This is a genomic window from Microcoleus sp. D2_18a_D3, assembly GCF_036702455.1.
GTDB lineage: Bacteria > Cyanobacteriota > Cyanobacteriia > Cyanobacteriales > Microcoleaceae > Microcoleus.
On sequence record NZ_JAUBTK010000010.1, the window covers coordinates 23,394 to 43,320 of the forward strand.

15 protein-coding genes and 1 pseudogene are annotated in these 19,927 nt (G+C 47.5%); 5 read left to right on the forward strand and 11 right to left on the reverse strand.

From position 1 onward, the window contains the following. Positions 1–12: 12 nt before the first annotated feature. The 3 genes and pseudogenes from QUB06_RS06990 to QUB06_RS07000 form a co-directional block, all read right to left on the reverse strand. A pseudogene (locus QUB06_RS06990) lies at positions 13–1,542 on the reverse strand (GAF domain-containing protein); the annotation flags it as partial. Positions 1,543–1,740: 198 nt separating this feature from the next. Further along, positions 1,741–2,709, reverse strand: a complete 969-nt coding sequence (gene arsM, locus QUB06_RS06995; protein WP_333434680.1) for an arsenosugar biosynthesis arsenite methyltransferase ArsM — start codon at positions 2,707–2,709, stop codon at positions 1,741–1,743. A gap of 83 nt (positions 2,710–2,792) precedes the next feature. After that, the gene (locus tag QUB06_RS07000; RefSeq protein WP_333434681.1) at positions 2,793–4,421 is read right to left on the reverse strand and encodes a hypothetical protein; all 1,629 of its coding nucleotides are present in this window, start codon (positions 4,419–4,421) and stop codon (positions 2,793–2,795) included. Between the two features lie 645 nt (positions 4,422–5,066). Between QUB06_RS07000 and psaA the strand changes: the two genes are divergently transcribed. The 3 genes from psaA to QUB06_RS07015 all read left to right on the forward strand — a co-directional run bounded on the left by psaA (position 5,067) and on the right by QUB06_RS07015 (position 10,850). Beyond that, the gene (psaA, locus tag QUB06_RS07005; protein ID WP_333140502.1) at positions 5,067–7,361 is read left to right on the forward strand and encodes a photosystem I core protein PsaA; all 2,295 of its coding nucleotides are present in this window, start codon (positions 5,067–5,069) and stop codon (positions 7,359–7,361) included. 110 nt (positions 7,362–7,471) lie between these two features. Beyond that, entirely contained in the window at positions 7,472–9,700 is a 2,229-nt protein-coding gene (gene psaB / locus QUB06_RS07010; RefSeq protein WP_333140504.1) for a photosystem I core protein PsaB, read from the forward strand. Positions 9,701–10,064: 364 nt separating this feature from the next. Then, on the forward strand, positions 10,065–10,850 hold the full coding sequence (locus QUB06_RS07015) for a hypothetical protein (RefSeq protein ID WP_333434682.1): 786 nt from the start codon (positions 10,065–10,067) through the stop codon (positions 10,848–10,850). Positions 10,851–11,008: 158 nt separating this feature from the next. Here the strand turns inward: QUB06_RS07015 and QUB06_RS07020 are convergent, their stop codons facing one another. Continuing rightward, entirely contained in the window at positions 11,009–11,203 is a 195-nt protein-coding gene (locus QUB06_RS07020) for a hypothetical protein (protein ID WP_333211449.1), read from the reverse strand. A gap of 203 nt (positions 11,204–11,406) precedes the next feature. On the opposite strand from QUB06_RS07020, the gene QUB06_RS07025 reads away from it, so the two are divergent. Further along, positions 11,407–11,877, forward strand: coding sequence for a hypothetical protein (locus QUB06_RS07025; RefSeq protein WP_333434683.1), 471 nt, complete (start codon positions 11,407–11,409; stop codon positions 11,875–11,877). Between the two features lie 54 nt (positions 11,878–11,931). On the opposite strand, the gene QUB06_RS07030 is transcribed toward QUB06_RS07025, so the two are convergent. Further along, positions 11,932–12,126 carry a hypothetical protein gene (locus tag QUB06_RS07030; RefSeq protein ID WP_190744088.1) on the reverse strand — a complete coding sequence of 65 codons (195 nt, stop codon included), beginning with the start codon at positions 12,124–12,126 and terminating at the stop codon, positions 11,932–11,934. Positions 12,127–12,268: 142 nt separating this feature from the next. After that, positions 12,269–12,481: a helix-turn-helix domain-containing protein gene (locus QUB06_RS07035; protein ID WP_006631306.1), complete on the reverse strand. Its 213-nt coding sequence runs from the start codon at positions 12,479–12,481 to the stop codon at positions 12,269–12,271. Between the two features lie 176 nt (positions 12,482–12,657). On the opposite strand from QUB06_RS07035, the gene QUB06_RS07040 reads away from it, so the two are divergent. Then, on the forward strand, positions 12,658–13,128 hold the full coding sequence (locus QUB06_RS07040) for a hypothetical protein (RefSeq protein ID WP_333434684.1): 471 nt from the start codon (positions 12,658–12,660) through the stop codon (positions 13,126–13,128). A 41-nt stretch (positions 13,129–13,169) separates the two neighbouring features. Here QUB06_RS07040 and QUB06_RS07045 read toward each other — a convergent pair whose 3' ends face one another. From QUB06_RS07045 to QUB06_RS07065, 5 genes are all read right to left on the reverse strand, one after another. Further along, positions 13,170–13,376 (reverse strand): hypothetical protein, encoded by a 207-nt coding sequence (locus QUB06_RS07045; protein ID WP_333055353.1) that lies wholly within the window; start codon positions 13,374–13,376, stop codon positions 13,170–13,172. Between the two features lie 311 nt (positions 13,377–13,687). After that, positions 13,688–15,010 carry a CO2 hydration protein gene (locus QUB06_RS07050; RefSeq protein ID WP_333434685.1) on the reverse strand — a complete coding sequence of 441 codons (1,323 nt, stop codon included), beginning with the start codon at positions 15,008–15,010 and terminating at the stop codon, positions 13,688–13,690. Between the two features lie 315 nt (positions 15,011–15,325). After that, the gene (locus QUB06_RS07055) at positions 15,326–16,879 is read right to left on the reverse strand and encodes an NADH-quinone oxidoreductase subunit M (RefSeq protein ID WP_333434686.1); all 1,554 of its coding nucleotides are present in this window, start codon (positions 16,877–16,879) and stop codon (positions 15,326–15,328) included. A gap of 200 nt (positions 16,880–17,079) precedes the next feature. Further along, positions 17,080–17,799: a carbonic anhydrase gene (locus QUB06_RS07060; protein ID WP_333434687.1), complete on the reverse strand. Its 720-nt coding sequence runs from the start codon at positions 17,797–17,799 to the stop codon at positions 17,080–17,082. Positions 17,800–17,903: 104 nt separating this feature from the next. Then, complete coding sequence (locus tag QUB06_RS07065) at positions 17,904–19,763, reverse strand: NAD(P)H-quinone oxidoreductase subunit F (protein ID WP_333434688.1); 1,860 nt, start codon at positions 19,761–19,763, stop codon at positions 17,904–17,906. Positions 19,764–19,927 lie beyond the last annotated feature (164 nt).

Genomic DNA, 19,927 nt, shown 5'->3' on the forward strand with positions numbered 1-19,927 from the left:
GAAATTTTATGCTTGCTTTTCCCTGCAATTATTTTCCAAAATAACCAAGACACCGTTAATTTTGGTCGGGTCGATCGCACTTGCGATCGAGTTAACCCACAGATTGATATTCTGCGGTTCTCCTTGCAAAGGCAATAGAACTAGATTGGGGTAATATTGCTCTCTATCTCGATCGCCTTCCGGTGACAAAGCACTGTTTAACCATTGACTAAAACTCTCATTCTCGATGTTAATTAAATCACCCAAAAATACACCCTCTACGACTTCTCCCTCGCTAGCACCTACCAATTGTTTAGCCCGATAGTTAGCGGTAATAATCTTACCTTTTTTATCTGTGGAGATGACGCCGTTAGGGAGCGATCGCACTATATCTTTATGTCTTGTTTCTTGTTGTTTGACCTCGGAAAACAGGATAGCGTTTTGCAAGGCGACTCCTGCTTGGATGTTAAACGCTTTCATAAATTCCAGGTCGTTGCGATTGAAGCTCGCTTTCCACTGGTCGGGGGCCTGTGGCCAATCTTCCGGGTTGTAGGGGGGGAATTCTCCTTTTCGTTTTTTATTAACTAACTGGGTGACGCCAATCAATTTTCGGTCTGAGTTAAACACTGGCATACACAGCATACTGCAAGTGCGGTAGCCAGTTTTTTGATCGATTTCTTTGCAGATGGCAGCGCGGGGATCGTCGTACACGTCAAAGGGAATCAGCAGGGGTTCGGTGGATTGGGCGACGATGCCTGCCCAACCGGCGGTTCTAGGTATGCGAATTTCTTGAAGTTTGCCGCCGATCGGGACTTTCGTCCAGAGTTCGTCTTTATCTTCGTCGATCAGCCACAAGGTACTGCGATCGGCTTGCATCAGTTCTTGGGCCTGATCCATCACCCGCTTGAGGGTATCATCTAAGTCTAGACTGCTCTGAGAAAGAGCGCTGATGCACGCCGTCAGCGCTGTCGCGGCCCGTTGTCTTTGAGTTGCTGCATAGAAATATTGAGAACACTCAAGAATTCGGCGAATCGACGGGGCAAATTCTCGAAAAATTTGTTCGTCTGCTTGAGTAAACCCTACTTTGTCAATCTGTTCGTCTAAAGTATCATAATATTTGTGGTTCGGCTTGAGTTTATTAATGAGTTGGACTACTGCGATTAAATTGCCTGTTTCGTCATTTAACAAGGGTATAGCCAGCAGCGAATAGGTGCGATATCCATTTTTGGGGTCAATTTTTTGGGCGTTAGCCGAGCGGGGGTCGTTATAAAAATCATAAGGAATGTTCACCACTTTTTTATGCGTGGCTACTTCTCCCGCAATGCCCAGATGGGCGGGAACTCGGATCTCTAGGCTTTTGCCATTTTCATCTTTGGCTACAATTGCCCAGAGTTCATTCGGCTCTTCATCGAATAGAAAAATTGTGGCTCTATCTGCATTCAACAATTCCCCTATTTTCAGAGTAATCTTCTCCCACCTTTCATAAAAGACTGCAATGACTGCATCAAATACTCGAAGGTCAATTATATTATTTTCTAGGAATGACAGGATGAGATTTAGAAGTTCACGATCTAGATGTTCTTCGCAAAAAATATTTTTCATACTCACCTAGAATCTCTCCTTCTTTAACACCTCAAAAATACTCATACAATAACTCCTCTAATATTTTTTTTGAGGCACATTGCCAAGATAATTATTAGCAGAAAGAGTTGAAAGAGGCAGCTATCTATGCGGTGAAGGCTACCTCCTCATTCCCAAAAATTAACAGCAACCGCCGCCGTTATAATGCCAAGTCGAATCCGTAATTAACACCTTATCCGGCATCAATCCGCCCAACTTCCCAGCAGTTTTATCGCACACCGCCGCCGGAACTCCCCGCTGCAAAACGTGGCCTGCCCCGTCATCAAACAGCTCTTCAGACCCCGTATAAATCGCCGTCTTGCCAGTGAAAATGCAAGCTCCGTCATCCGGTACATCCACTTTGAAAGACACCGAATCCAGGCTTTCTAACAGCAAATCCGCATCCAATTGATAATTGTGTTTGTCCAGCAATCGGTAAGGACGGCGCGCCCGCACTTCCACTTGCCCAAAACCAACGTCTACAAGGTGTTGAACGTATTCTGCGTATGTCAAAGCGCCGGACAAACACAAGGCCCGCAAGCGTTGGTCTTCCTTCAAATGCTGCGGAATGGGTCGAGTTGCGATCGGATCGCTCATCAACAATCTGCCACCGGGTTTTAACACCCGATAAGTCTCTTTTAATGCTTTAGCTAAATCCGCAGGTTCAAAGATATTAAACAAGCAGTTTTGGGCGACAACATCTACAGAAGCATCCGGCACCGGCAACGCAAAAGCATCGCCTTCACAAATTTCTACAAAACTCGGCTCAAACCAATCATTTTCGTGGGCGGCTAGTTGCAGGTTTCGTGCAGCCGCCTCTCGCATTGCTGGAACCGGATCGACGGCAATAACCGATCCTTTGTGTCTAGAGAAATATGCAAATTGTAGTGCTTCCAAGCCGCCGCCGACGCCTACATAAAGCACGAAGGGATTGCCGACGAGTTCGGCGGCGTGAACGGTTGTGCCGCAGCCGTAATTCATTTCTTGCATTTGTTCGGGAATTTTTAATCCTGGCAATTGCAATGGACTGCTTTGGACGCAACAAAGTCCGATTTGGGGTGTTTCGGCAACATCGCTGTAGAATTTGGCGGCTGTTTCGAGGTAGGTCATTTTTTAGTGTCCTAATTTTTGATTTTTGACCGCAGATGGATCACGGGCGGGACGCCCATGCCACGAAGCCCAGAAAGTTTTTGTTAGGTGGCAAATTCGACTTTTTGTTCGGATTTGGGCTGATTTTCTGGTTGGGAAACTGTTGTTTCGGGAGGGGCTAATTCGCTGGTTGGCTGGTTAGGAGTTTCAGCGGCAACTGGTGGCGTTGGCGGTACAAGATTGGGAGACTGTTCTGGTATTGCGGGAGCAACTACTTTTGGTACTGGAGCTTTTCCTGTTATTTCTGGCAGGGTTGGTGGCTCTGAAGGATTAGCAGGTTGCTGTTCTTCACGCAAGAAGTTGCGGAACCGATTGTAGTATCCTTTATATTCCTGTTTTTTTGTTTGGGGAGATGCTGTTGGGGTCGGTTCTATTATTTTAACTGGTGCAACAACTTTCGGGGTTTCTAACTGTGGAGTTGCTGTCGGTGTCGGTTCTATTACTTGAACTGGTTCTACAATTTTCGGCGCTTCGAGTTGGGGGGTTGCTGTCGGTGTCGGTTCTATTGCTTGAATTGGTTCTACAATTTTCGGCGCTTCGAGTTGGGGGGTTGCTGTCGGTGTTGGTTCTATTACTTGAATGGGAGCAATTTCGGGAGCGACTGTTGGCTGTAAGCTTGGTTGGGTAACAGGGGTTTCTGGAACCGCTGGTGAGGGTTGGACAACTGGTGTTTTTTCTAATGCAGGTGTCGGTGTTGGTTCGGGGGTTGGGGTTGGTGTGGGTGCGGGGGCTTGGTAGGTGCGATCGACTATACTGCGACTTTCTGCTGCTGTTAGTTCGCCCCGTACTAATTTAGAAAGAGGCTCTTGGCCAAGCGGCTGGAAATTTATCAGTCTGACTGTATTATTAAAGGCGTTTTTGACGATATTTCCCCGTTCGTCAATTAATTCTAGCTGTACCCAGTTTTTCCCTGGTTTGAATCCTTTAAGATATATAGGTTGCCACTGGTCGATCGCAAAGCTTTCGCCGTTGACTGTGGCTCGAATTTTCCAATCGAGTATTTCATCTTGGGAATTTTCTTGCGCCACTTCGTGCGGGGGGGCATTTGTCAAGTAAAAGTCGAGCAGGATGGGCTCTGCCCCGTAGCTGCCTTGGGGGCTGTTGTACGTTAATAGGGGCAATGTTCGATCGGGATTGTTGTCGTCTGTTTTGGTAAAAATGTGAAAGGTGGTTTGAGCCACGGCACCTTCGTTTTTAAAGCTTTCTTCCCAAGGGCGGGCGGCGAACACCTGCAGGGTATGGGTTCCGGGCTCTAAGTCGGAGAGGGTTAAAGGTTGGTTGATGTCGTAAACTGCTGCATAAGGTTGGTTGTCTAATAAAACTTGCAGATGGGGGCCCAAACCCAAGTTTGCATCTTTGAAAATGGGCAAGTCCTTAACTTGGAACTGAACAGACACATTTATATCCTGAAGCACTTCGTCAGGTTTTGGATTCAAAATACTAATTTGAGGCTGGTAGATTTCTAGAGCCTGACGCAGTTGTTGAATGGCTTCTGGGGGAGAAACCTCTGAGATTCTGTTTACTGGGGCTGTAGCTGAGCCGCTCTTGTTCCCTGGTTTGGGCAATTCGGGATTGCCCGCGCCACAACTTGCTAAACCCAACATTAATACTGCTACTGCCAACAATGCCAGCAGCCTGCCCGCAACCGTTCTGTGCCAATTGATCCCAATCACGCAACCATACTCCTAGAAGCCTTCTCATAGGGAACTATAGCCCAAAAATGAATTTAGTATTGGGGAATTGCCGGCTTTGGAATTCCAAAGCCGCGTAGGAGCCCGGATTGAGGCAGCAGCGGGCAACCCATCCTCTCCCACTCTTAATTGCCGCAGCCTTTTTCCCAAACATATATCTACAAATGAGTATTCCTAAATTACCTTATCTTTGAGTTTTGTAAAGTTAATGGCAGTACCCCTTGACTTTTTCGAGGGACTGTGGGATTTAAAGGCGTTATTACATCAAGAATTGAGCCTTTTTTAAGTATTGTTAACAAGCGATTAATACTCCTCTAGCAAGCTTATAATTCATAAAACTCCCTCAAAAGGAGCAGGCGTATCAAGTCTGAATCAAGGACGCGATCGGCGGCTCCAGATAGCGAGAAGAGTTGGCAGTACCCAGGCACATTGTTAGCGACACTGGGAAACTGGCTTCTTCACAGAAGCAAAATGCTTGGGGAGACGATGCACCTGCGTCTAGCTCTGCAAAGAGTAAAGTACCGTGTAGTGTCGGCTTTTTCGAGAATCCCCCGCCTAATCAAGCGTGGGGAGTGTCCGGTACAGTGTTCAGTTCTCGTTCCTTGTCTTACCGAGAGGAGAGTCTTCATGACCATTAGTCCTCCAGAGCGAGAGGTAAAAGCTAGGGTAGTAGTCGATAAGAATCCGGTTCCAACTTCTTTCGAGAAGTGGTCAAAACCCGGTCATTTTGATCGCACTCTAGCTAAGGGGCCAAAAACCACCACTTGGATTTGGAACCTCCACGCTAACGCTCACGACTTTGACAGTCATACAAGTGACTTAGAAGACGTTTCGCGCAAAATCTTTAGCGCTCACTTCGGCCACTTGGCAGTAATCTTCGTATGGTTGAGTGGCGCATATTTCCACGGCGCTAAATTTTCCAATTACGAAGCTTGGCTGACAAATCCTACAGCCATCAAGCCCAGCGCTCAAGTGGTCTGGCCGATTTTTGGTCAAGAAATTTTAAATGCAGATGTAGGCGGCGGCTTTCACGGGATTCAGATCACCTCTGGTCTATTCCAACTGTGGCGCGCCAACGGCATCACTAACTCATACCAGCTATATTGCACTGCGATCGGCGCCCTGGTAATGGCAGCTTTGATGCTGTTTGCCGGTTGGTTCCACTATCACGTCCGCGCTCCGAAACTGGAATGGTTCCAGAACGTGGAATCGATGATGAACCACCACTTGGCAGTTTTGTTAGGCTGCGGGTGCTTGGGCTTCGCAGGACAACAAATTCACGTTGCTCTGCCGATCAATGCTTGCATGGACGCGATCGATGCAGGTGCACCGCTGACAGTCGGCGGTAAGCTGATCAAAACAGTTGCCGACATCCCCCTGCCGCACGAGTGGATTTTGACACCGGGCTTGATGGCTGACATCTACCCGAGTTTCGCTAAAGGTTTAACCCCCTTCTTCACCCTCAACTGGGGCGCATACACAGACTTCCTGACCTTCAAAGGCGGTCTGAACCCCACCACAGGCGGTTTGTGGCTGACTGATACAGCACACCACCACTTGGCTTTGGCAGTGCTGTTCATCGTGGCTGGTCATATGTACCGCACGAACTGGGGCATCGGCCACAGCATGAAAGAAATCCTAGAGAACCACAAAGGCCCCTTCACTGGTGAAGGTCACAAAGGTCTCTACGAAATCCTGACTACTTCTTGGCACGCGCAACTGGCGATTAACTTGGCACTGATGGGCTCTCTGAGCATCATCGTCGCCCACCACATGTACGCGATGCCTCCGTATCCGTACATCGCGACCGACTACCCGACTCAGCTATCCCTGTTCACCCACCACATGTGGATTGGCGGATTCCTGATTGTTGGAGCAGCCGCTCACGGAGCAATCTTCATGGTTCGGGATTACGATCCCGCTGGAAATGTCAACAACTTGTTGGATCGCGTGATCCGTCATAGAGATGCGATCATTTCCCACCTGAACTGGGTTTGTATATTCTTGGGCTTCCACAGCTTCGGTTTGTACGTTCACAACGACACGATGCGCGCTTTCGGTCGTCCTCAAGATTTGTTCTCGGATACCGGGATTCAGTTGCGTCCGATATTTGCCCAGTGGGTGCAAAACATCCACGCTTTGGCTCCGGGCACAACAGCGCCTAATGCTACGGAAATCGTCAGCCACGCTTTTGGCGGCGGTGCAGTAGTAGTCGCCGGCAAAGTAGCGATGATGCCGATCGAGTTGGGTACGGCGGATTTCATGATCCACCACATCCACGCTTTCACCATTCACGTTACAGTCCTGATTCTCTTGAAGGGCGTGTTGTTTGCACGCAGTTCTCGCTTGGTTCCTGACAAAGGCAACTTGGGCTTCCGGTTCCCTTGCGACGGCCCCGGCCGTGGCGGCACCTGCCAAGTTTCTGGTTGGGATCACGTGTTCCTAGGCTTGTTCTGGATGTACAACTGCATCTCGATCGTGATTTTCCACTTTAGCTGGAAAATGCAGTCGGACGTGTGGGGAACAGTATCGTCAGACGGCACAATTTCTCACATTACCGGCGGCAACTTCGCACAAAGTTCGATCACGATTAACGGCTGGCTGCGGGACTTCCTGTGGGCGCAAGCTTCTCAGGTGATTCAGTCCTACGGTTCGGCACTGTCGGCCTACGGTCTGATGTTCCTAGCTGGACACTTCGTCTTCGCCTTCAGCTTGATGTTCCTGTTCAGCGGCCGCGGCTACTGGCAAGAACTGATTGAGTCGATTGTTTGGGCTCACAACAAGCTCAAGGTAGCTCCGTCGATTCAGCCTCGCGCTCTGAGCATTATTCAGGGTCGGGCTGTGGGTGTAGCTCACTACCTCCTAGGAGGAATTGTCACTACGTGGGCATTTTTCCTAGCGCGAATCATTTCGGTAGGGTAAACTACCCCTAGGTTTTGGATTCTCGATTTGGGAGGAATCTCAAATCGAGAATCCAAACTCCGAACCGAATCCCTTCAATTTTGTTCAGGATTCAGGATTAATCAAGGCTTATGGCAACGAAATTTCCAAAATTTAGCCAAGACCTTGCCCAAGACCCGACCACACGGCGGATCTGGTACGGGATTGCCACAGCACACGACTTTGAAAGCCACGATGGCATGACCGAAGAAAATCTTTACCAAAAGATTTTTGCTTCTCACTTCGGCCACGTAGCAATCATTTTCTTGTGGACATCGGGCAGCCTGTTCCACGTAGCATGGCAAGGTAACTTTGAACAGTGGATTAAAGACCCTCTCAACGTCCGCCCGATCGCTCACGCGATTTGGGACCCGCAATTCGGCGCTCCTGCAGTAGAAGCTTTCACTCAAGGGGGCGCTTCTAACCCGGTGGATATCTCTTACTCCGGTGTCTACCATTGGTGGTTCACCCAAGGGATTCGGACAAACGCCGACCTGTATCAAGGAGCTATCTTCTTGCTACTACTGGCGGCTGTATTCCTGTTCGCAGGTTGGTTGCACCTCCAACCCAAGTACCGCCCCAGCTTGTCTTGGTTCAAAAATGCTGAATCTCGCCTCAACCACCACTTGGCTGGTTTGTTCGGTGTCAGCTCTTTGGCTTGGACTGGTCACATGGTTCACGTTGCTATCCCCGAATCTCGCGGACAGCACGTAGGTTGGGACAACTTCCTGTCTACCCCGCCTCACCCGGCCGGTTTGGCTCCGTTCTTCAGTGGTAACTGGGGCGTATACGCCGAGAATCCAGATGCAGCGAACCATGTCTTCGGTACTTCCGAAGGCGCGGGAACCGCAATTCTGACTTTCTTGGGTGGCTTCCACCCTCAAACAGAATCCCTGTGGCTGACAGACATCGCTCACCACCACTTGGCGATCGCCGTTCTGTTTATCGTTGCCGGTCATATGTACCGGACTAACTTCGGTATCGGTCACAGCATCAAAGAGATGTTGGATTCTAAGGCTGGTTTGGTCGGCGGCAAGAGTGAAGGACAGTTCAACTTGCCTCACCAAGGCTTGTATGAAACCTACAACAACTCCCTGCACTTCCAACTGGCATTTCACCTCGCTGCTTTGGGCGTAATTACCTCCTTGGTAGCACAGCATATGTACGCGATGCCTCCCTACGCTTTCATAGGTAAGGACTTCACGACTCAGGCTGCGCTTTACACCCACCACCAGTACATTGCTGGATTCATCATGGTCGGCGCTTTCGCCCACGGAGCTATCTTCTTGGTGCGGGACTACGATCCTGAAGCAAACAAAGGCAACGTGCTCGATCGCGTGTTGCAGCACAAAGAAGCGATTATCTCTCACTTGAGCTGGGTGTCGCTGTTCTTGGGCTTCCACACTCTCGGTTTGTACGTTCACAATGACGTTGTAGTCGCTTTCGGAACTCCTGAAAAGCAAATCTTGATTGAACCAGTGTTCGCACAGTTCATCCAAGCTGCTCACGGAAAAGCTCTCTACGGCATGGACGTGCTGTTGTCTAACCCTGACAGCATTGCTTCTACCGCTTGGCCGAACTACGGCAACGTATGGCTCCCAGGCTGGTTGGACGGGATTAACAGCGGTACTAATTCTCTGTTCTTGGCGATCGGACCTGGCGATTTCTTGGTTCACCACGCGATCGCACTAGGCTTGCACACCACCACCTTGATCTTGGTCAAGGGCGCTCTGGATGCACGCGGTTCTAAGCTGATGCCGGACAAAAAAGACTTCGGTTATGCTTTCCCTTGCGACGGCCCCGGCCGTGGCGGTACTTGCGACATCTCTGCTTGGGACGCGATGTACCTGTCTGTATTCTGGATGTTGAACACCCTAGCTTGGGTAACGTTCTACTGGCACTGGAAGCACCTGGGCATCTGGCAAGGTAACGTGGCTCAGTTCAATGAGTCTTCTACCTACCTGATGGGCTGGTTCCGCGATTACCTCTGGCTGTATTCTTCTCAGTTGATCAACGGTTACAACCCGTATGGTACTAACAACTTGTCAGTCTGGGCTTGGATGTTCTTATTCGGACACCTTGTTTGGGCAACTGGTTTCATGTTCCTGATCTCTTGGAGAGGTTACTGGCAAGAGTTGATCGAGACTTTGGTTTGGGCTCACGAGCGCACTCCTTTGGCTAACTTGGTTCGCTGGAAAGACAAGCCTGTTGCTTTGTCGATCGTCCAAGGTCGTTTGGTTGGCTTAGTTCACTTTACTGTGGGCAACGTCCTCACTTACGCGGCCTTTGTAATTGCCTCGACAGCCGGGAAGTTCGGGTAACTCTGAACTCTGGTTTTGTAGGTAATTAAATCAAATCCCCTGCCTTCTGGCGGGGGATTTTTTTGTATAGCAGAAGGAAGTTCGGCAACGGATTGTGTAACGGATGTAACGGATGGATGGAATAAGATCGATGGGTCGAAGCAAAATGCAGTTCGATTAATGTTCATCGGTGGGACAATGCAAAGTGGTTGGCTGAGTCTGTCAAGCAGGAAGAAAAGTGCGATCGATCAGTCCTAAAAACCTTCAGGCCAAAGCTTTTTGCGGTAATTTGCACCTACAGAAAAATTTATAGTGCGAGCGGGGTAAAATTAGTAGTTAGGTTCCCAAGTTTCCGGGATAAGTGGTTTATCGAGAGGACTGGGTTGTGAATACAATTATTGACACACAAGTGCTTTCATATCGTTTCAAGGAGATTGAGAACGATGTCCACGACGGAAGCCGAGCTATTTCATCAATTACAGCTAATGAATTTTTACTGGCTCAGCCCAGAGACTTAAAGCAACCTGACTACTACATTCTTCATCCAGCTAGATACTCGGTACTAAATTCAGAAGAGTGTGATTTTGGTATTCCCGAGCATTTTGGAAATCCTAAATGGGCCAAGGGAGGTGGTTGTCGGACAGACCAAGTGATTATCGACTTTGGCAGTCAGTTCTCTGCATATCGTGAGTTTGGAAACGAAGCAATTGCTGAGGTTATTAACAAAAAAAACTATGGCGTATATGAACTCAGTGTTTCTCATTTATCTAAACAAAAGCAGAAGTACCTCAAAAAACGGTTGAAATACATTTTGGATAACAATTATCGTTGTTACTCTCTAACTAGAGCGACAATAAAAATTGGGCTGACTCTGTTTTCTGAGTTTGCTGCTAAACATAACTGCAAAGGCAATATTCGTAACACTATCAATGACATCCTAATACTGGCGACTGCTGTTGACCGACAAAAGCAATTTAGAACGTATGATAATGTGCTAAATCGCTTTGCTGCTGAGTATTATGAGGCATCAACTTACCAAAACGAAGATGAATTGATAATCGATTTTTCAGAGGAGACAACTGAAAGTAGAAAAAGTAAGGAAAGTAAAGGATATATCAATAGTGGTTGGAGTTACTCAGTTCGTAATAACCGAGAGGTACAGGGAACCTAACAACCCGCTTGCATCCGACCGCATTAAGGTTGTCTGTTGGAACCAATAAGGTATCAGTGATGGGTGAAGCGAAAGGTTATGGCATGGTTCTTACAACTATAGTGGCTGTAGGAGCGATCGCCCCTCACGTCACCAAAAGCCCGATCGCCCTTATCCCCTCAAATCTCCCCATTCATCTGCATTTGATGCACCTTGTCTGCCAACTCTTGGCGGCTTTCCTTATCGAGTGCATCAATTGCCAGCATTCCCAAATACACTACTTCCTTCTGAGTTAGTCTGGTCGCTAGCGCTTGTTTTTGAATGACTTCCTTGATCACGGAACTGACCGCGATCGCAGTATTAGTTTTAGCCACGAAGAATAATCAACTATTAATAACAACTTTCCTTGATGTTAGCATCCTCAATCCGATTAAGTACAATGATGTTGGAGTAACTACAGTTAATCATGCTATAGTGTAAAAAATACAAAAAAGCGCTCGCCCCCGGTCTAGACAACTTAAGGGCGATCGCCTTTAAAACTTATGTAGACAGGTATCAACTGTCTAAGTTATCCACCATGATAGCAGCATTCCAGCTAAAATCAAGCACCTTCGCCTGCTCCAAAATTATCTACAAGTCCCCAGTCCTTCATCCGCTGGCAAGATTTGTCACAGAAGAAACTGTTGCACTGCTGTTCAATATCTCAACAGACCAGATTTACCGCATCGAATGCTGTCGCTACATGGTCTACGTCCACGCCAAAGGCATCAGTCGGTTTGTCAGTTATGCCGATTTTCCGCCAATTTTAGAAGTAGAATTATCGAAACTTCAAGACTTTGGCAGATGGTACAAACGCTGGAAAGGCAAAAAAGCACCTGATTTTTGGACACAATTTTATATACATCAATTCAAATACGCTACTACTGCGGATAAACAGCTTGCATGGGGCCTCTTGGTAGCTGTAGTCAAATCCCTATTCTCAGAAACAGCTTTGCAACAACTGCGAGATGCTTATTTATACGAAAAATATAGGCGGGAAAATTTTTGAATATGCGATCGCCCCGAACCTCACTTCACCAAAATGGCGATCGCCATTATCCCCTCAAATTTCACCATTCACCTGCATCTGATGCACTTTATCTGCCAACTCTTGCAGGCGCTTTTCGTCCAACTCGTCGATCGCCAGCATCCCGACATAGATGATTTCCTTCAGCGTTAGCCTGGTTGCTAGCGCCTTTTTCTGCACAAGTTCCTTAATTATGGGGCTAACCCCAATGGCGGTACTGGCTCTAGTCACAAAGGTAACGGGAGATTAACAACTTTGACTAAATCTTAGCACCTTTAAGCTGAGCTTTTATCTGCGATGCAAACTGCTTAAGCGCGTCTTGACAAGACGAAACACAACGGTTTAGAGTGGAAAAGTCGAAAGGTCGATCAACCTATTCCTCCAAAACCTCAACCAAATCCTCAATCATCACATCAAAAGTGCGAGCTAATTTCAGCAGCAAAGTAAAGTCAACCGTTGTCAGCCCTGGACAGCGGGCATAATGCTTGACAGTGTTGTACACCACCCCAGAACGTTCTGAAACTTCCTTGAATGTCCAACCTTTCTCTGCGGCTAGTTCTCTGACTTTAATTCTTACTAAACCCATGCTTGACAATGGGTGCTATAACACCTTACAATAAATTCATCTAAAAAGCCGATCGCCCCCCGGCCTGGAAAACTAAGGGGCGATCGTCTATTAAACCTAATCAGGACAGATAATCTCTGTCCTCCACATCTACACCAAAAAGATGTACACACCTACAATCAAGAGATGCGTCTATTATGATATCAGAAACTCCGGCAAAATCGCGGACGATCGCAGAATCGAGAATAATTCACAAATCGCCAATCCTGCATCCGCTGGCGAGATTCGTTACCGAAGAAACAGTTGCACTCCTGTTCAATATCGCAGCAGACGAGATTTACCGCATCGAATGCTGTCGCTACATGGTTTACGTGCACGCCAAAGGCATCAGCCGCTTTGTCAGCTACGCCGATTTTCCCCCTATTTTGGAAGTACAGCCGATCGCACCTCAAGATTTTGGCAGATGGTACAAACGCTGGAAAAGCAAGCAAGCACCAGCATTTTGGACGAAATTCTACACCCACAAGTTCAAAAAAGCTGTTTCAGTTGACAGCTTGCTGGAGTGGGGCCAATTGGTAGCTACGGTTAAATCGGTCATTTCTGGGGCCGCGCTGCAACAGCTACGAGATGTCTATGCCCAAGAAAAAGATTTGATGGAGAAATTTTAAAGTGCGATCGACTTAATCCTACTTGAACTTTCAATTAAATTTTAAAACACTTCATCTTCGATTCCCAGCCACCATTCCCCCAGATTCATTAAGTCTTTGTGAATGTCCGTAAGTTCTGTCATATACTCTTCAGCAGAAATCTCCGATCGCCTTTCTTGCAATTTTTTCAGCCGCAGTTGCACCAACAGCCAAGGTTTGGAAATCCCATCGGTTGCTTCGATATATTTGGCTAGCTGTTTGCTGTCCATAGTTATTGGGGAAGGGGCATAGGGCATCGGGCATCGGGCATTGGACATTGGACAATTTTACATTTTAGATCAATTGGTAATTTTAATCTAAAATCGGATGGGGCATAGTAATCGGTAATCATTAAGCTGTGGAGCATTTAAACCACTAACGAGGCTTGTAGGGTGCGTCAGGAGTGAATACTTACGCGCTTATGCGGGAAACACTTCTGTACTGACGCACCATACTATCGTCTTTTAAATGCCGAACAGCTTAGGAGTTTTTGCAATAACAAATTCCCGATGCCCGATGCCCCATTCCCCATGCCCGATGACTACCTATAATCCGAAGTCTGAATATTATTCAACTTCGCAGCATATTTCATGCCGTATTCCGGGCGACAGAACCGATCGATCTGAGACTCAAAGAAAGCCCGATTTGCCTTCAAATGCTTTGGATTCGGATCATCTAAAGGATACAAAAGAGCAGTCCGCAAAGCTTGAATCACCGCCGAAGTTACGCAATACATCGATCGCTGAAATGTCACCCCAATTTGATTGAGGATATCATCTTCGCCGCGACAGCGCTGTTTGTAGAAATCCTTCAAATAAGGCGGCAGGAAATGCAGCATATCTTGTGCTAGCAAAGTCGGCGGAATCCCCGCCGTACCTACGGGGAATTTGTCTGCATAAAGCACTCCGTAGTGGAAGTCTTTTTGGTCGTCAGGAACTTCTCTAGCTTGAGCGTTGTAAGATTTGGTGCCTCGGAATGGCGAAGTGCGATAAAATACAGCTTCTACGTAAGGTAACGCTGCTTCGTAAAGCCAAGTGAAACCTTTAGATTTGGGGATAATTTCGTACTTCTCGCCGTCGATGTAAACGTGGTGGTAAATCGGGCGTCCGGCGATCGCAAATATGCCATTTACTAGGAAATTCATCGCCTCCGGGACAGTGGTAACTTTCCCTTCGTCGTACAAGTCGGAAACCTCAAAGAACACCGGCGCCATGACTTCCCAGAATAAACCGAGATTGCTGTAATAAGACATTTGGCGGCACTGTTCTAAAAACATTTCTGGAAATGCTTTGTGCAGTGCCAGCATGAACGGGTCTTTTTTGAAGTAAGCTTTAATTGCCCGATCGGCATTCGCCTTATATTCGTCACTGTCCAAATAAGGGTCGAATTGATTGGTTGGGACGTACAAGCCCCGGTGCCACAGCATCGCCCTCATGCACTCTTCCGCAAATTCCATGTTAATGCGATCGTGCCACAAATGGTGAAACAGCCGCGGGAGTTTGCCAGTTTCTCCCTTTTCCATGAACTCCAAAAGTTCCGGGTGGGCGCTTCCAGTCCCCCGCCACACCCGCAAATCTGCACCGTCGCCCGAATAGTGATTTTGCAAGTCTAAATACTCCTGGGGCAAGAAGTATTTAAAGAAGGGAAGCGGGTGTAAAAATACCCGTTCGGCGATGTAAAGCAAATCCCGCCAGTAAAAGTCCATCGGCACCGCGTAAGCTTTCCAGATAGCGATGATTTGCATCAGATTTTCCGGCGTATCTGGAATCATTGCGCCGCCAGCTTCTAGCCTGTGAATTATTTCGGCAAATTCGTGTTTGGAAGGAGGTAGTTTAGTTGCTGGTTTATTAGGGGTTTGTACCATTGTTTCTTCCTTTGATTGAGTGAAATTGAAGATTTATCTACTCATTCTACTTCCAGGCTCTACCTATTGGTGACAAATTAAGACTGAAACCCCTGATAAATTTCGCTTTTACCTGAGTCTCGATCCCCCTAAATCCCCCTTAATAAGGGGGACTTTGAGAATAATTTTGTCCCCCTTATTAAGGGACTTTGAGAAGAATCTTGTCCCCCCCTTATTAAGGGGGGTTAGGGGGGATCTAGACTTCGACACTAACAATAGAGACGGTCGGTTGAACGTTAAGTTGTTACCAATGGGCTATGCCGGGAAGTTAATTTCTTAGTCCGTGGAGGCGGACTTCGTTTGTGTAGATGCGATTTCCATATCCGAGTGTTCAAGGGGATAGCTAATAGCAACTTGGGTATTTCTGTCAACCGGCAGAGTGGCTACGATCGCATTTGTAGTAGATTCGCTCCACTTGAGCAGCCAAGCAGGTTGAATTCCCAACACAAAAATGACGCCCGCCAAAACCAGCGCCGGCATATTTTCACCAAAGGTAACTGGAGGGTAGTAAGCCGTGGCATTGTCCAACTTCCCAAAACAGGTGCGGTTGAGCAGAATTACAAAGTAAACTGCTGTTAACCCGGAGGCTAAAATGCACAGTAAAGTTGGAATTGGAAATGCTGAGAAACTACCTTGAAATACTAAAAATTCAGCAATAAAACCCACCAAACCGGGAATTCCAGCGCTTGCCATGCCGCCCAAAACTAACAGGGAACTGGCAGTAGGTAAACCCCGCATCGGGTTCATCAAACCATTGAGCACGTCCAAATCCCGCGTGCCAACTTTGGTTTCTATGATACCTACCAAATAAAACAGCAAAGCTAAAATTAAGCCGTGGCTTACCATTTGCCCGACAGCGCCGATTAATGCCAGCTTCGTACCTGCGGCGCAGGCAACGAGGATGTAACCCATATGCCCGATCGAACTATAGGCTACCATGCGTTTGATGTCTTTTTGGGCGATCGCGCTCAAAGCCCCGTACATCACGCTCACAGTCCCGATAATCGCTAAACCGGGAGCTATAATCGACCAAGTTTCGGGAAACATCTGCAAGCCAAACCGCACTAAACCGTAAGTTCCCAACTTCGCCAGAATCCCTCCCAGCAAAATTGCTGTTGCTGGCGAAGCTTCCACGTAAGCATCCGGTAGCCAAGTATGCAGCGGCACCAAAGGAATTTTAATTCCCAACCCAATTAGCAAAATTGTTAGCAGGATTAACTGCAAATTTCTCGGCAATTCTTGAGTGGTAATGGCACTGTAATCGAAATTTAAAGAACCGCTCAGCCAAGCCACACCCAAAAATGCTGCCAGCACTAAAAGTCCCGAAACTGCCGTGTAGATCAAAAACTTCATGGCAGCGTATTCCCGCTGCTTTCCGCCCCAAATCGCAATCAACAGGTAAAAAGGAATTAATTCTAGTTCGTAAAACAGTACAAACAGCAGCAAATTTTGAGACATCAAAGCTCCCGCCACACCCGCATTGATTAGCAAAATCAAAGCGTAGTAAAGCTGGGGGCGCTCCATCTTTTCGCCAGTGCCATAAATGACTAATAGCGTCAGCAAAGCACTTAAAACCAGCAGAGGCAAGGACAAGCCGTCAATGCCCAAGTTGTAGCTCAAACCTAATTGTGGAATCCAAGGTAAATATTCTTGAAATTGCAGTCCCGAATTTGCTGGATCGAATTGAGTCAACAGCCAGATATTCAAAATGAAAATAGCTGCAGCAAAAGCCGAGGCTATTGAACGCAGACGCATCCCATTGATATTTCCGGGCAGGAACCCGACTACCGCAGCGCCCAAGGCGGGCAACCAGAGCAAGGCACTAAGCATAATGTGTGAAGAGTGAAGAGTAATATCAATTCCGGTTGCACCGGAATAATTGTTGACGGTTGACGGTTGACAGTTAACTCGAATTTACTATTCCGATGCTAACTTATTTGATATTAACTCTCAATTTAGCACGCTTTTATGGTTTGATAACTTGAGAGTTTAAATGTTAGTTTTTCCCCAATTATCAATTTCAAATTGCCTCAAGACTCAACCAAAATATTGACTGCGCCCGTGTCTAAATCGTAATATCCACCCACAACTTTCAGTTTATTCTCCGCAATTAACTGAGAGATAACTGGAGAGGCTTTCAACTTGTTAGCTTGCAGCACAACATTGGCTTTGCAGGCATTTTCTAGCTTGTCGCCCGCTTGGTTTTTCGAGCTTTCGACAGCAGGCTTAATTGCGTCCAGCAAACTGCCAATTTGACCGGGAACTTGAGCCCCTTTGATGGTAGCCTCTACCGCACCGCACCTTTTGTGCCCGATTACCACAAGCACTTTTGCCCCCAATACCAGCGTGCCAAATTCCAGGCTGCCAACTTCTTCTGGAGTAGCAACATTTCCGGCCACGCGACAGACAAATAAATCTCCCAATCCTTGATCGAAGATAATCTCGGAAGGAAAGCGAGAATCTGCACAGCCGAGAATAGCAGCAAAGGGTTTTTGAGTTTTGGCGACTTCGACGAGGCGGGGTAAGTCTTGGTTGGGACTTTGGCGTTTTCTGTTAACAAACCGCTTGTTCCCCTCCATTAACTTTTGCAGAGCTCCATCGGGACTCAAGTCATTTTGAGCAATTGCCGGTTCGGGTGCGGCCAAATCAGCGCCTGCTCCTGCTGCGAGTATCCCTGTACCAATGGCACCTGCGACAAATTTGAGGGAATTGCGTCGGGAAAGATTGAATTGTCTGTGGTTTAAGTTCATGTATGATGCCTTATTTGAACGAGTGTGAAATCTTTGTTCAAGACTTCATGTTTTTAAGATTTTAGATTAAAACTGTCACCTAAAATCTTAAATTTTATATCTTTTTAGCCGCCTACAATCAGCGACAGACGAGCTAGCAGCGGCCAGCTTATCAGCAGTCCCAAAAGTGCAACACCGAACAGAATTGTCAGGGCGTAAAATTGAGTTTGACCGTTAACGTTGTATTTGAGGCTCTGCCCGCCGAAAACCGTTGCAAAACCGATTAAGTTCACGAAACCGTCAACAATATTGCGATCGACCCAGGAGATGATTTGCGAAACCAAACCAACTGCAAATATCACTGTCACGCGGTAAAGTTTGGCGGTGTAAAAGTCGTAAGCAAAAAAGTCTTGCAGGGCTTGAGAACCAATTCGCACTGGTTTTTCCCATTTCTCGTTCAGGTAAACAAATGCTCCGGCACCGATGCCGATCGCGGTTGACAAAACTAGCAGTCCAGTTGCGGTATAATTCAAACTTGCCCCCGGCAATAAATGCCACGCAGCCAGCAAGTGCGGAACGTGCAAAGTAAAGCCCATTAAAACAGTCATCGGTAAGATAAAAGGCCAGTGAACTTCCGGCGAGCGTTCGGTCATTTGCTTTGGTTTGCCGCCGAAAACTAAACCGAAGACGCGCACCAAGCCAAAAGCAGTGACGCCGTTTACAAACAGCACTATTCCTAACAAGAAAGGGTGAGTTTGCCAAAGCCCGGATGTGAAGTCTTCTAAAGCCCAGAAGCAGCCGAAGGGCGGCAGTCCCACCAATCCAGCGCTACCGACAATAAACGATATTGCCGATATTGGCCGCTTTCCCCACAAACCGCCGAGAGAGCGGACATCCTGAGTGATGCTGTTCCAAACTACCGAACCGATGCTCATCACCAACAAACCCATTGCCAAGGTGTAGGCAAATATCAATGTCAGGGCTGTCTGGGCTTGTCCGGTGCCGACGGCGATAAATACTAAGCCCATGTATGAGCTGACTATATAGGAAAGCGTGCGCTTAATGTCGATTTGGGCGATCGCAATTAATGAAGCACCCACCGCCGTCGCAGCGCCTACAATAATAGTTGTCTTCAGTCCGATCGGCGACAAAGCAATCACTGGCTGCAACTTAATCAATATCCAAGCACCAGTTTCCACAACTACGGTGTTCCGCAAAATTGTCGCCGGTAGCGGGCCTTCCATCGCCTCATCCAGCCACAGGTGCAAGGGAAACTGGGCGCATTTGCCCATCGGGCCGGCAATCAAGGCTAAGCTCAACAGCGTCGCTACAGTAGGGTCAAGCTTTGCAGTCTGAGCCCAAACAGCCAACTCGTCAAAATTCCAAGTTCCAGCCAGCGGCAGAATTGCGACTACTCCCATCAGCAGGAATAAATCTCCCACCCGCTTTGTTAAGAAAGCGTCGCGGGCTCCTGTCACCACCAAAGACTGATTGAACCACAGCCCGACTAGCAGGTAAGTACCCAAAGTCAGAACTTCCAAAATCATGTAGCTGAAGAACAGGGAATTGCACAGTACCAAGCCGCACATCCCTGCTTCAAACAGCCCCATCAGGGAAAACAATCTCGCCCAGCCCCAGTCCATTTCCATGTAACCGAAAGCATAAATCTGCGCCAGCAAGTTCAGTCCGGTAATCAAAACTGTCGCGCCGACGGTGACAGTAGAGATTTCTACGGGAATGGTTAAGTCTAAACCTGCTACATTCAGCCAGGGAATTAACTGGTGCTGTGCCGGTTGGTTCCAGATAGCTGTCAGGGCTATGACGCCGTGTAAGAAAGCGAACAAGGTTAAGATGGCGTTCACGTAACCGGATGGTCTTGGCCCCGTGCGACGGGTAATTGCCGGAAACCACAGCATCGACAGAACTCCGCCGATGAGTGGATAGCAAGGTATAAACCAAACGGTCTGGAGTAAGATTTGAGCCATTGGCATTACTTGTAAAGGTTACAAAAATTTAAAATTATGAGAATAATTCCCAACGCGCTGACGACAGCAGTGAAAAGCCCGAAGGCAGAAGTAAAGAAAATTTTGGGGTTTGCCTCTGAGTTTCTTCTCCTCGTCAAACCGAGCGCTTCAGAATAGACTTATTA